The organism is Verrucomicrobiota bacterium JB022, assembly GCA_030673845.1.
Classification (GTDB): Bacteria; Verrucomicrobiota; Verrucomicrobiia; order Opitutales; family Oceanipulchritudinaceae; genus WOUP01.
Genome location: JAUTCQ010000017.1, coordinates 158,926 through 171,791, shown reverse-complemented (window position 1 = coordinate 171,791; position 12,866 = coordinate 158,926). Strand labels below are relative to the sequence as shown.

Genomic DNA, 12,866 nt, shown 5'->3' with positions numbered 1-12,866 from the left:
ACGATAATGAAATCAGAAAATCAAAAACGTTACTTATACCTTACCCAAGCGATGTTTTAAGCTCACCATTATCACTCGAAAAATAGTTGACCTATCGTTGTCATCAATGCAAAAGAAGCACGCCTTCTGGCTATACATATCGCATTAACATGACAAAATGTACCCCCCCCCCTCGGGCGTTTCTCGCTCGCCCTTCTGACCTCCATCGCTGCGCTGCCGCTGGCCGCACAGCCCACGACGCCGATGCCTGATTATGGGCCACTGACGCCGGCGCCCACCTACACCCCCGCTCCGCCCAGCGAAGAGGCGCTGAAGGCCGGTATTGCTGAAATCCGCTTCCAGCGCGCAGACGCGCAAGCTGAAGCCCGCGCACTGCGCTCTCAGCTCTTCAAGGAAGAGCTGGCCGACCTGGAGCCGGTGCCTAGCTGGCTCACCGTCACCACCCGCCAGCCCAACGCCGCTGAAATCCAACGCGCGGGCTCCAGCTATGCCGCCCGCGCCAACTTCGCCCACTCGATGGGCCTCGACGCGGTACCGGACCAGTACATCGTTACCTTCGACGAATCACTATTCCCCTACAAGCTGGTCGCCGAGTCCCGCTACGAGAGCAAGCGCGTGACCGACGCGGGTGAAACCCTCGACGCCTTGGCCGAGCGCCTCGTCTCCGAAGTCGGCGGCGAACTCCACTCTGCCTGGAACTTTGCCATCGCTGGCTTCTCCGCCCAGCTCACCGCCGAACAAGCGACCGCTCTGGCCAAGCTGCCTGGCGTGAAGAGCGTAGAGGCGGACAAGCCCTTTGCACTTTCATATACTGATCAGTTAGCGCCTTGGAATCTTAGCAGAATAGACCAACGAAATCAAAGCACACCTGAGGACAGCACTTATCGATATGATTATGAGGGCGACGGTGTTCACATCTACATTATCGACACCGGGCTCAACGCAACCCACCAAGACTTTAGCGGTCGAGTAGGCACTTTATATGATGCCACAGGCCAAGGCGTTCAGGATTCCGAGAACCACGGAACATTCGTCGCGGGACTAGCCGCAGGCACATATTTTGGAGTTGCAAAACACGCCACAATTCACTCTTACAAGTGGTTTCATACCCGCGCTAATCCCCATAGCTCGACCAGCACAATCATCTCCTGTATTAATGCAGTCTTAGCGGATCATAATATCAGTCAAGCAGGTGTAGCAAACATGAGCCTTGGGGGTAATCCTTCTCCGGCCATGGACCAAGCCGTCGAACAAATGATTAGCGAGGGCATCGTCGTTGTTGTTTCAGCTGGAAACGAATCGACAAACGCAGCAAACAGGTCTCCTGCCCGCATCATTAATGCAATTACAGTGGGGGCCTTGACTCGGGACGATGCAAAAAGCCCCTACTCAAATTACGGTAGTGTCGTAGATGTCTGGGGCCCTGCTGATGAACTCTATTCCGCAAGCCATAATGATAATTATGACTATGCTTTCTGGCATGAAGGCGGGACGTCTTCAGCTTCTCCCCATGTGGCTGGGGCAGCGGCACGAATTTTAGAGCAATCCCCATCGCTTACACCGGATCAAGTCCAACAGGCAATCAAGAATCAAGCCTCTATTGGAAAGATCACCGGCTCTCTTGGTGGTTCAGCAAACAGAATGCTCTTCATTAACTCATGGTTCTACCCCTTTCAGTGCAATCAACAGGATGGCCTGAAAGAATGGGCTGACAGTGATGAACCGATGACAACGCATACGGTATGGCGCGAAAATCTAGGCTGGATTTCTGTAGATCCTAGCACACATCCTTGGTTCTGGCGCTACAGTGACAACGCTTGGATTAATTTCCACAGCACGGGTGCAAATCATTGGATGTTCTGGAATGACTCCACCCAGGGCTGGGAAGCTTACAACGAATAAAACTCCTAGCATATCTATCACCTCCCATACGACCTGCAGCCTGGATGCAGGTCGTTTTCTCCGCATCATGAAAATCCATTTATTACCTTTTCTTGTCTTTACTTCGATCTCACTATGTGCCCAAGTCGCGACGCAAGGTCGTGCTTTTGTGATAGGGAGCACCTCACTGGACGACAACAAGCGTGATTCTTATATTGTATCCTTGCAAGAAGAGGATGACATTGCATACGCAAGGCAGCTGATTGAAGTCTGGAGACGCCCAGATTACAAACCAGGATTATTCAGCGAGCTCGGTCTATTGCCGATGGTCGTCGTGAACATATATCGCGGGAGCGACTCCATCAACGGTGACTACATATCCGGTCTTACCGATCCCTCTGTTCCACATGCATTGCCCACCGATTTCTCGCGGTGGAACTGGAACGCTGAATTCCTCCGCTTCACTGATGCCTCGCCTGAAATCCTGGATAGCTGGCCGTCATACATCGAAAGCAATCTGGACACCTGGATCTCGGTTACGCACAACCATCCAAAAATAGACGTAGGAGGTGCCGCGTTTTGGGGCTACACCATCGTGGGCGAGCTTCCCCTGCAGTTCACGCAATATTCGCCTGATGGCTGGCGCAAGGGCTGGTTTGGCTGGTTCTGGGATTTCGACTGGCCGTGGGTATGGCGGAAGGATACGGGGTGGTTTTACCTCTCCGGGCTCGATCCGTTCAACATCTGGATGTATCACCCAACCGCCGGCTGGCTCTGGACCAGCGAGACTGTCTACCCACACCTCTGGAAGCCAGACGAGGGCTGGATCTTCCACAACCGCAATCCAGACACCCCGAAGTGGTACTGGAGCTACGAGGAAGAGGTCTGGAAAAAGTTTTAAAACCACATTGCCTCACGCCAAGGCGCGAAAACGCCAAGGGATGCGCTGACCGCCGCCTGAGTCTACTCTTGGCGGCCTGGCGTGGTCCACATCACCACCCTCTTTACACAAAAAAGCCGCCTCCGGTGAGATCCGGGAGGCGGCGAGAAAGTGGTTTCTGGCGAACTGACAGACGGGAGCGGGCGCTCTAGCGCAGCTCCTGACCGGTCATGGCGTCGACGATCTTGAAGTTCTCGACGTGGTAGGCCGGGTCGGCGCGGAAGGAGAGTTTGACGCCGTAGGTGTCTTCCATCTCCACCAGCACCTTTTCGTCTTCCTGGCGCAGGCTTTCGAGGGCGTGCGGGTGGCAGAAGACGCGCAGCCAGTAGGGCTCCTTGCGGGACTCGATCTGGGCCTTGAGGCGGCGGATGACGCTGATGAGGCGGCGCTGGATCTCAACGCTCATCGTGCGGGGGCTCTTGACCGTGCCGCGCCCGCTGCAATAGGGGCAGGCGTGGTAGAGGCCACTGGAGACGGACTCCTTGTGGCGCTGGCGGGTCATCTGCATGATGCCGAGCGAGGAGATGGGCAGGATCTGGCATTTGGCTTTGTCCTTGGCCATCTCGTCCTTCATCACCTTGTAGACCGCGCGGCGGTCCTTGGGGTTCTTCATGTCGATGAAGTCGCAGATGATGAGGCCGCCGATGTTGCGGAGGCGGATCTGGCGGGCCATTTCGGCCGCCGCTTCGAGGTTCACCTGCAGGATGAAGCCGTTCTGGTCGCCCTTTTGCTTGTGCGAGCCCGTGTTGACGTCGATGGCGACGAGCGCCTCAGTCTCTTCGATCACGATTTCGCCGCCACTGGGCAGGGGCACCTTGCGTTGGAAGGTCTGCTCGATCTGGCGCTCGATGTTGAAGCGCTCGAAGATCGGGATGTTCTCCTTGAAGCAGGCGATCTTGCCTTTGCTGCGGGGGGAGATCTGGCTGACGAGCTCGGTCACGCGGGCGGCGTCTTCCTGGTTGTCGACGAGCACGCGGTCGACGTTTTCGGTCAGGAAGTCGCGCACGGTGCGCTCGATCAGATCGGGCTCCTTGTAGACGCAGGTGGGCTGGCGGGCCTGGTCGATGCGGGCCTGGATCTGGCGCCACTCGTTGAGCAGGATGGTGAAGTCGCGCACGAAGTAGGTCCAGCGTTTGCCTTCGCCGGCGGTGCGGATGATCACGCCCATGCCTTCGGGGATGGAGAGCTTGCGCAGGATGTCCTTGAGGCGTTTGCGCTCGCCCTCGTCCTCGATCTTCTTGGAGATGCCGACCTGGCCGCCGTAGGGCATGAGCACGAGGTAGCGGCCCGGGATGGCGAGGTTGGTCGTGGTGCGGGGGCCCTTGCTGCCGATGGTGCTCTTCGTGATCTGGACCACGATTTCGCTGCCGATGGGGAAGAGCTTGGGGATCTCCTTGAGGCTGGGCTTCTTGGCCTTTTGGGCGGCGGTGCGGGTGTCGCGCACGACTTCGACGTCGCCGTTGGGCTCAGCCTGGGGGATAATGTCCCAGTAGTGGAGGAAGGCGTTCTTGGGCATCCCGATGTCGACGAAGGCTGCCTTGAGGCCGGCTTCGAGGTTCTGGATCTTGCCTTTGAAGATGGCGCCGACGAGGCGGTCTTCGTCCACCCGTTCGAGGTCGAACTTTTCGAGAATGCCGTCGTTGAGCACGGCCACGCGCTTTTCGAGCGGCTCGGAATTGATGATGATCTCGCGGTAGGGCTCTTTCTCGTTCTTGAGCTTTTGGGCGAGCTTCTGCATCACCGGGCGCTGTTTGCTGCGCTCGCCGGCTTCCTGCTTGATTTTCTCGGGATCGACGTTGGTGGCGGCGGCCTCGACCGGGGGATGCTTCAGTTCAGCTTCCTGCTCGGGGGAAAGGTCTGTCGAGGGCATAGAGCTGGAGGGTTTCATGATGTATTGAACCAGCGTGATAAGGTTGAAGGTGATGGTGCCCCCTCATTCTCTGTCCGTGCTGCCCGCCTCGGCGGTTCGCAGGTGAGGTATCGTAGTGTCGGTGCGTCATCATTCGAATGCTCGGCGATGGCGGTAAACACTTTGGACGATCCCCTGCAGGATGCAGCAGCTTAAAATGAAGGAGCCTCCGTAACTGACAAAGGGCAACGGAAGGCCGGTAATTGGAGTGAGACCAATCGTCATTCCAATGTTCACAAAAACGTGAATCAGAAAGATCACGGACACGCCCACACAGAGGAGCATGCCGAAACGGTCACGGGCCTGGCCGGCGACACGGACGCCGTTGCCGATCAGGACACCAAACAAACCAACCATCAGCATTCCGCCCAGAAATCCTTGTTCCTCGGCGAAGACGGCGAAGATAAAATCGTTGTGCGCTACCGTGCGCGGCAGGTAGCCCAGACGGGCCTGCTGCCCGTTACTGTAGCCCCGGCCCGTAAGCCCACCCGAACCGACGGCCGACTCGGCCTGGATGGCATTCCACGCCGCCCCGGTGCCGGTGGGGTCGACAATCTGCGGGTAGGCGAAAGTCATGATCCGCTCGCGCTGGTAGTCGCGCAGCGGCATCAGCGATTCCGACTGGTATTGCCCACGGAAGTCCTGGGCCGAGAGGCCGCTCTCCTTGAGCGCCTTGGCGTAGTGGTAAAGGTCGAAGCTCAGGACGCTCGCCATCAAGACAACAATGGCGAATCCAATCAGAAAGAAGCGTATCGACAGCTTCGACACATACAGCAAAGCCAAAACCATTGGCGGAATAATCAGGCACGAACCTAGGTCGGGCTGCAGAAAAATCAAGAACATTGGCAATGCAGCCAAGCCAAAGACTATCAACAGCACACGCACCGAGTCCGTGATCTTGCCGATCCGCGTGGTGGCCAGGACCGACGACACCATAATGAGCGTGCACACCTTGGCTGCCTCCGAGGGCTGGTAGGCCAGCACCACGAAGTTGAGCCACCGCGTCGCCCCCTCCCGCGTCAAGCCCAGCGGAGTAAAGATGAGCAGGAGCAGAAACAGACCCGCCAGGTAGAACCAGATGGCGTTCTGCAGGTAGAAGCGGTAGTCGATCAGCGCGACAGCCGTATACAACGCCCCGCCAAGCCCGATCCAGACCAGTTGCTTGAGCCAGAAATCCGTAACGGTGAAGGCGTGGGCCGAGTAGATAAAGGCGACGCCGATCAGGCTGAGCAGCAGCATGCACACAGGCGCAACCCAGTCGAAACGCAGCTTCGACGAAGCGCGGATCCACTGTCTGGTCGTATCCAGGAGATGTTCACTGTCCAGGCGACGAACGGCACCCATAGTAAAAACAGTACACTACAGCACAATCCACCGCACACGCAAAGGGTAAAGCGGCGGCAGTGGGTAAAAGAGCGCAGCACCCCGCCCCATCCGCGCTTTGCCCTTGCCAGCGCGGCGGAAGCGGAGAAGTTCGTGCCCATGAGCGAACACCCCGTAACCGCCGAGGTGCTGCAGGCCGCGCGCGACCTCCGCCAGACCGTCGATTCCCTCCACTTTGCCGCCCCGGTGGCCTGGGTCTACAACCCGCTGAGCTACGCCTGGGCGGGTTACGAGGCCTACGTGCGCAAATTTGTGACGGGCACCCGGCGCACGGTCTTCCTCGGCATGAATCCGGGGCCGTTTGGCATGACGCAGACGGGCGTGCCCTTTGGCGAGATCGAGGCGGTGAAGAGCTGGATGGGCATCGAGGTGCCCATCGGCCAGCCCGAGCGCACACACCCGAAGCGCCCGGTGCAGGGCTTCGACTGCCACCGCAGCGAGGTGAGCGGCCGTCGGCTGTGGCGCGAGCTGTTTGCGGTCAAATACCCGCAAGCGGAGGACTTCTTCGACCAGCATTTCGTGCTCAACTTTTGCCCGCTCGTCTTCATGACCGAAACGGGCGCCAATTACACGCCGGACAAGCTGAAGGCTGCCGAACGGGCCGAGCTGGATATCGCGTGTCAGGACCACCTCATCCGCTGCCTCACCGCGCTCAAGCCGGAGTTCATCGTGGGCGTGGGGGCCTATGCGCGCAAGCAGATCGACCAGGTGGTGGGCTTGCTGCCGCTGGAAAAGCTGCCCACGGTGGGCCAGATCATCCACCCGGCCCCCGCCAGCCCCATCGCCAACCGCGAATGGCCCGAACGGCCGAAACAGGAATTGTTAAACTTGGGCGTCTGGTAGGTGACAGGGAGGCGACACCACTTCGCCAAATCTTTTATGGCCCGCGATTTGTAAAAGTTTGTTCAATTTAGCGGCTCCGGGGGTAGATAAAGAAGGGCTGGCGGTGGCCGATCTGCGGGGTAAACCTCCAGCTCACGCACCCGCAAACCCCTATGCCGCGCCGTCCGCTCTCCATCCGCATCCAGATTGCACTCTTTGCCGCCGCCCTCGTGACCGTGAGCGTCGTGCTCACCTCCTGGGCGGCCCAGCGACATGCCACCGCTGCCCTGCAGGAGCGCGGTGAGGCCTTGATGATCGAAAAGGCCGACGACTTGACCCAAGCCATCGACCACCAGTTGCGCAACCAGGCGATCTTGATGCGCAGCCTTGGCCGCATGCCCGGGCTCGACCGCAAGCTGAAGGCGGCGCAGAGCAAGCTGGCCGGCATGTCTGCCCCCGCCAAGCGCAGCATGGAGGCCCTGCTCGCCTCGCTGCTGGAGCCGCACCAGGACGTCTACCAGGGCTTCTGGCTGGCCAACCTCCAAGGCGAGGTGATCGTGAGCGTACACCAGAACGCTCAGGACGGGGCGAGCCCTTTTACCTCGCTGCAACTGGCCGACGCCCCGTGGTTTGCGGAGCTGCTGGAGCACCAGGAGGCAATTTTCAGCGAGCCGGAGTTCCCGGAGGGAGGCGAGCCGGTGGTGCAACTGGCCGCGCCCATCCTCGATGACGAGGGCCAGATGCAAGGCGTGCTCGGCGGCGCCTTCAGACTGGGTTACCTGACCAAGCTGTTGCAGGACACGCGCCTCTCGGAGGAGAGCTACGCCTTGGTGGTCGACCGACAGCAACGTATCCTTGCCCACCGCGACGCCTCCCAAGTGGCCGCCACGATAACCACCCCGGCCCTCGTCGCGGCCCTAGATGCCGTGGCCGCCGACCAATCTCGCCTCGACTACATCGGGCAGGAGGCGGGCAACGAAGTCGTGGCGCTGCATGGGCTGGTCGAGCGCCCCTGGCGGGTGCTCGTGGCCATGCCGGAGCGTGAGATCCTCGCCCCCGTAGCCGCGATGCGCCTCAACCTCGCCCTGCAGGGCCTCGCCATCCTCGCGGCGTCGATCCTCGTGGCCGGCTATGCCGGTAATCGCCTGACGCTGCCGATCCGCCGCGCCATCCGTCGCCTCGGCCACACGCACCGCGGCCTTGGCCACGCCTCGGACCAGCTGGTGAGCAACAGCCGCACGATTGCCGATACCAGCAGCGAGCAGGCCGCCTCCATCGAGCAGACCTCCGCCAGCATGGAGGAGATGCACGCGACCACCCACGCCAACGGCGAGCGCGCCAAGGAGGCCGAAACGGTCGCCCGCTCGACCGAGGCGCATATCCGCCAGGCGCTGAAGCGCATGCACAGCCTCGACGAGAGCATTGCCGCCATCGAGCAACAGAGCCAGCACACGCAGAAGATCATCAAGACGATCGACGAAATCGCTTTCCAGACCAACCTGCTCGCGCTCAACGCCGCCGTGGAAGCCGCTCGCGCCGGAGAGGCCGGAGCCGGTTTTGCCGTGGTGGCCGACGAGGTGCGCAGCCTCGCCCGCCGCGCCGCCGAGGCCGCCCGCTCGACCACCGATATTATCGAGGCCACCTTCAAGCGCATCAAGGACGGTCAACGCCTCTCCCGCGAGACGGTCGAGGCGTTCACGACGGTCGACCAGGACACCATGCGCCTGCGCACCGCAGTGGAGCAGATTGCGATTTCCTCTCGCGAGCAGGCCCGGGGCAGCTCCCAGATCAACGACTCGCTCCAGACCATCGAGCAGGCCGTCCAACGCAATGCCGCCCAGAGCGAGGAAGTGGCCGCCGCCGCCAGCGAACTCGACGAGCAGGTGGGCCAGCTCGAACGCATCACGCGCGACCTCAACCGCATGGTCTACGGCCAGCGCCGCCGCACCCCCCAGGCGCCGACATCCGAACCCGGCGAGGCGGAGGCAGCCAAACCCGCCCCGAAGAAGCAGTCGAGCGACGCGCCCTACGTCTTCTTTACCCCTGCAGGCAAAGGCCCTGCCCTGCCCCACGACCTGCCCGAGCGCAAGCTGGAGGTGCCCCGCGATGCAGACGAAGACGCCCCCGAGCCGAAGCCTGAGGCGCCCAAGGACGAACGCTCGCCCCTCAGCTTTTTCCGCCGGTAGGAAACCACGAGCGTTGGCTTGTCGCATCCGCTCTCGTCTGACGCGCTCTGGAGTGCGGTGCTTTGCACCGACCTGGATTGGAAAACGAGCTGCCCAGCGCCCAATACATACCTCCTTGCATACGGACCCCTGTCTTAAAATCCAGATCTGGGCGGAGCCCAGCACTCCCACAGCCCGCAGGGTGAATTGGTCCTGCTCGGGTACAAGAAAAGGGAACCGCAAACTGGGTTCCCTTTTTTGTAATCGTGCGCGGTGCGAGCGCCTTAGAACGCGATAAACGCGCCGATTTGCCACTCGTGGGTCTTCACGTCGGCATCATTCTCCCAATAGTGGTCGAACTCCACCGTCGCGCTGTTGTAAGAAGCTTCGAGGCCGAAGCTCATACGGCGGTCGCGGTTGAACTCGACTCCCACGGCACCCGTGTAGCCCAGATCGCCCGTGTCGAGGTAATCGCCACCGGCAAAGGCGTAGCTGAGGCCCGCCCGCACATAGGGAGCGATGTTGGCCTCCGGGGTGAAGGTGTAGCGGCCACCTACGCCCAGCGGAATCACGTAGGCGTCGGCATCGCCAAAGATGAAGACCATGGGCCCAATCGTGGCATCCCAGCCCAGGCCGTTGGCGAAGTCCTGACCGACGAGGAAATTCACGCCGACCGGCCATTCCCAATCCATCTCGTAGCCTTCCGCTTCGAACTCGTCCACCAGATCACTAAAGCCGCTGGTATAGCTGAGGCCGATCTGGAAGCGCCAGTCGGGACCGGAAGCCTGGGCGAAAGCCGCGTTACCGGCAGTTGCGAACGCCACGGCAGCCGCCGCGAAACAAACAGTGTGCTTGAACATGCAGTTACAGGATCAACAGGTTTTTAACGAGCCCACGCGTAATCAAAGCAGTCTATCTCTTAGCACGTGAGCAAGCCGTAACTAAGCGCCGCTGCTTCCATCAATGTCAAAAGCAAATAAAGCGGACACCCTAAAAAACACCTTTCGCGGCCTGCCGCTCATCTGCGCACGGGCTTGACGCGGGCGCGGAGCGGGCAACCTTGCTGCTATGCGCGTGTTACTGGCATTCGACAAGTTCAAGGGCAGCATGACGGCGGGGCAGGCCTGCGCGGCAGCACGGGAAGTGTTGCAGCAGCGGCATGGGGACTGGCAGATCGACGAGGCTCCGCTGACCGATGGCGGCGAGGGCTTTGTGCAGATCCTCACCCACTGCCTCGGCGGCTACACCGAGCCCCGCAAAGTCACCGGGCCCCTCTGGCAGCCCAAAGAGGCCCTAATCGGCTGGGTGCAGCTCGCTGCGGTGCCCGTCTCGGCCAAGAGTCGCCTCGATGTGCCCGACACCGGCAAGCTGGCCATTATCGAAATGGCGCAGGCCGCCGGCTTCCTCGACGTGCCGGCGGACCAGCGCAACCCGTGGCATACCACCACCTACGGCGTGGGCGAGCTGATCCGCTACGCGGTCGAAAGCGGTGCCTCCGCCATCCTCGTGGGCATTGGCGGCAGCGCGACCAACGACGCGGGCGCGGGTGCCCTCGAAGCCCTCGGCATGAAGGCCTACGACCGTGAGCTGCAGCCCGTGACGCACCTTTCGCCCGACCAGTGGAAGCGCATCAACAGCCTGGGCGGCCTCGTGAACTACCGCGACCAGTTTCCACCCATCCGCATCGCCTGCGACGTGCGCAACCCTTTGACCGGCGAACGCGGCGCGACCAGCGTCTTCGGCCCGCAAAAGGGCCTGCAGCCCGACGACCAGCCGAGCCTCGAACGCCAGATGGACAAGATGGGGCGGCGCCTGCTGGGCCTCTTCGGGCACCCCCTCAGCACCCACGAGGAGCGGCTGAACGAGCCGGGCGCGGGCGCGGCGGGCGGCCTGGGCTTTGGCTTGCGCACGGCCTTCCCGCAAGCGCGCTTTGTCGAGGGCTTCCCGCTGGTGGCCGAGCTGCTGAGCTTGCACGACAAGCTGGCCGCAGCCGATCTCGTGCTGACGGGCGAAGGGCGCTTCGATTCCAGCTCGCTCGACGGCAAGGGCCCGCTGAGCGTATTGACTGCCGCCCGCAAGGACGCGCGCAAGCTGCTGCTCTGCGGCGGCCTCGACCCGGCCGCAGTGGAGCAGGCGGCGCAAACGCTGCCCGGGCTGGAGGCGGTGGCCCTTACGCCAGACGACTGGCCGATCGAGCGGCGCTTGGCCGAAGGCGAAGAAGCGTTGCGGAAGCAGTTGGCGGCGTTGGATTAAGCTTACCGGCTGCGCGATTCTGCTTGCGGCAGGCCGCCTCTACGCGGTCAATGCTGCACCATGGCTCTATCGCGCACTGCTGGCCGCTGGCTCCTGCCCTGGCTGCTCTTCCTCATCCTCCCCACCCTAGCCGCCGCCCGGATCGGCCTCGGCATCGACACGCTCAAATCCCGTGATTTCGACGTGCTGCAAGGCAAGCGCGTGGGCCTGCTCACCCACCCCGCCGGGGTCAACCGCTTTGGCACCAGCACGATCGACGTGCTGCGTCAGGCACCGGGGGTGAACCTTGTGGCGCTCTTCGGCCCCGAGCACGGCATCTATGGCGACGAGAAGGCCAACGAGGACATCCAGGACCGGACCGACCGCCGCACCGGCCTGCCCGTCTACTCGCTCTATGGCAAGTATCGCCGCCCGAGCCCCGAGATGCTCGACCGGATCGACGTGATGGTGATCGACCTGCAAGACCTCGGGGTGCGCAGCTACACCTACGTCAGCGCCATGCGCTACACGATGGAGGCATGCTTCGAGGCCGGCACCGAAGTGGTGGTGCTCGACCGGCCCAACCCACTGGGCGGCCTGAAGGTCGACGGCCCGATGCTCGACAAGGGGCTGGAAAGCTACGTGGGCGCGTTCCCGGTGCCCTACGTGCATGGCCTGACGATTGGCGAACTGGCGCGGATGGCCAAAGACCAGCCGGGCGTGCTCCAGGTGTCGGACGAGGTGCGCCAGCGCGGTCGCCTGACCATCGTGCCCATGACGGGCTGGCGACGCAGCATGATGTGGCCGCAAACCGAGCTGGCCTGGGTGCCTACCTCCCCCGCCATCCCCGACCTTTCCGCCGCGATGGGCTATAGCATGACGGGCCTCGGCTGTCAGCTCGGCGGCTTCAAGCATGGCTTCGGCTCGCAATACCCCTTCCGCGTGCTCCAGTTTAGCGGCAAGACGCCGGAGGAGATCGAGGCGGCCCTGGAGGCGCGTCGCATCCCGGGCGTCGAGTTCCGCGTGGTGCCCTTTGACGTCAAGGGAAAGCCGCACCGGGGCGTCTACGTGCTGGTGACGGATTGGCAGACCGTGCGCCCGACGGAGCTGAGCTTCCACCTGATGACGATTGCCGCCGGGTGGAGCCGGGGAAACCCTTTCCGCGCCGCACCGGACTCCCAGCAGCTGCTCTTCAACAAGCACGTAGGCAGCTACGCCTGGTGGGAAGAGCTGGAGCAAAAGGGCGCACAAGCCGACGTGCGAGGCTTCGTCAACCGCTGGACGCAACAGGCCAAGGCGTTCCAGCAGCAGAGCCGCCGCTGGTGGCTCTACGAGTAGACCCGCGGTGGGACATGAGAAAGCCCCGGTACACCCATGACCGGGGCGAAGAAGAACGCAATTTGGTCGAACTCACCCCTGGGAGTTCGTCGACTGTTTTATGGCAGAGAGGTTGCGGAGCAGCAGCGGATGCAGCCTGCTTCAGCATCCAGATCTGGGCCCAGCCCAGCATTCCAGAGCGCGAAGGACCAAGCCG

9 protein-coding genes are annotated in these 12,866 nt (G+C 61.8%); 6 read left to right on the top strand and 3 right to left on the bottom strand.

All coding sequences use genetic code 11. The annotated features are described in order from the left end of the window. The first annotated feature begins 243 nt into the window (after positions 1–243). Together Q7P63_13500 and Q7P63_13495 are read left to right on the top strand one after the other, a co-directional pair. A complete protein-coding gene (locus tag Q7P63_13500) occupies positions 244–1,902 on the top strand; it encodes a S8 family peptidase (GenBank protein ID MDP0501104.1) in 1,659 nt (552 codons plus the stop codon). A gap of 67 nt (positions 1,903–1,969) precedes the next feature. Continuing rightward, a complete protein-coding gene (locus Q7P63_13495; GenBank protein ID MDP0501103.1) occupies positions 1,970–2,782 on the top strand; it encodes a hypothetical protein in 813 nt (270 codons plus the stop codon). A 187-nt stretch (positions 2,783–2,969) separates the two neighbouring features. Here Q7P63_13495 and Q7P63_13490 read toward each other — a convergent pair whose 3' ends face one another. Both Q7P63_13490 and Q7P63_13485 read right to left on the bottom strand, forming a co-directional pair. Beyond that, positions 2,970–4,691: an Rne/Rng family ribonuclease gene (locus Q7P63_13490; protein ID MDP0501102.1), complete on the bottom strand. Its 1,722-nt coding sequence runs from the start codon at positions 4,689–4,691 to the stop codon at positions 2,970–2,972. Between the two features lie 129 nt (positions 4,692–4,820). After that, positions 4,821–6,074, bottom strand: a complete 1,254-nt coding sequence (locus Q7P63_13485; protein ID MDP0501101.1) for an FtsW/RodA/SpoVE family cell cycle protein — start codon at positions 6,072–6,074, stop codon at positions 4,821–4,823. A gap of 138 nt (positions 6,075–6,212) precedes the next feature. On the opposite strand from Q7P63_13485, the gene Q7P63_13480 reads away from it, so the two are divergent. Together Q7P63_13480 and Q7P63_13475 are read left to right on the top strand one after the other, a co-directional pair. Then, positions 6,213–6,956 carry a single-stranded DNA-binding protein gene (locus tag Q7P63_13480; protein ID MDP0501100.1) on the top strand — a complete coding sequence of 248 codons (744 nt, stop codon included), beginning with the start codon at positions 6,213–6,215 and terminating at the stop codon, positions 6,954–6,956. A 152-nt stretch (positions 6,957–7,108) separates the two neighbouring features. Beyond that, positions 7,109–9,121 (top strand): methyl-accepting chemotaxis protein, encoded by a 2,013-nt coding sequence (locus tag Q7P63_13475; GenBank protein MDP0501099.1) that lies wholly within the window; start codon positions 7,109–7,111, stop codon positions 9,119–9,121. 263 nt (positions 9,122–9,384) lie between these two features. Here the strand turns inward: Q7P63_13475 and Q7P63_13470 are convergent, their stop codons facing one another. Continuing rightward, a complete protein-coding gene (locus tag Q7P63_13470; protein ID MDP0501098.1) occupies positions 9,385–9,960 on the bottom strand; it encodes an outer membrane beta-barrel protein in 576 nt (191 codons plus the stop codon). A gap of 208 nt (positions 9,961–10,168) precedes the next feature. On the opposite strand from Q7P63_13470, the gene Q7P63_13465 reads away from it, so the two are divergent. Both Q7P63_13465 and Q7P63_13460 read left to right on the top strand, forming a co-directional pair. Then, positions 10,169–11,353: a glycerate kinase gene (locus Q7P63_13465; protein ID MDP0501097.1), complete on the top strand. Its 1,185-nt coding sequence runs from the start codon at positions 10,169–10,171 to the stop codon at positions 11,351–11,353. A 60-nt stretch (positions 11,354–11,413) separates the two neighbouring features. Further along, positions 11,414–12,670 (top strand): DUF1343 domain-containing protein, encoded by a 1,257-nt coding sequence (locus Q7P63_13460; GenBank protein MDP0501096.1) that lies wholly within the window; start codon positions 11,414–11,416, stop codon positions 12,668–12,670. The last annotated feature ends 196 nt before the right edge of the window (positions 12,671–12,866 follow it).

What these genes read in the sequence shown, in the direction of transcription:
- Q7P63_13500 (MDP0501104.1), top strand. Translation starts at nt 244, where the DNA reads ATGCCTGATTATGGGCCACTGACGCCGGCGCCCACCTACACCCCCGCT.
- Q7P63_13495 (MDP0501103.1), top strand. Translation starts at nt 1,970, where the DNA reads ATGAAAATCCATTTATTACCTTTTCTTGTCTTTACTTCGATCTCACTA.
- Q7P63_13490 (MDP0501102.1), bottom strand. Translation starts at nt 4,691, where the DNA reads ATGCCCTCGACAGACCTTTCCCCCGAGCAGGAAGCTGAACTGAAGCAT.
- Q7P63_13485 (MDP0501101.1), bottom strand. Translation starts at nt 6,074, where the DNA reads ATGGGTGCCGTTCGTCGCCTGGACAGTGAACATCTCCTGGATACGACC.
- Q7P63_13480 (MDP0501100.1), top strand. Translation starts at nt 6,213, where the DNA reads ATGAGCGAACACCCCGTAACCGCCGAGGTGCTGCAGGCCGCGCGCGAC.
- Q7P63_13475 (MDP0501099.1), top strand. Translation starts at nt 7,109, where the DNA reads ATGCCGCGCCGTCCGCTCTCCATCCGCATCCAGATTGCACTCTTTGCC.
- Q7P63_13470 (MDP0501098.1), bottom strand. Translation starts at nt 9,960, where the DNA reads ATGTTCAAGCACACTGTTTGTTTCGCGGCGGCTGCCGTGGCGTTCGCA.
- Q7P63_13465 (MDP0501097.1), top strand. Translation starts at nt 10,169, where the DNA reads ATGCGCGTGTTACTGGCATTCGACAAGTTCAAGGGCAGCATGACGGCG.
- Q7P63_13460 (MDP0501096.1), top strand. Translation starts at nt 11,414, where the DNA reads ATGGCTCTATCGCGCACTGCTGGCCGCTGGCTCCTGCCCTGGCTGCTC.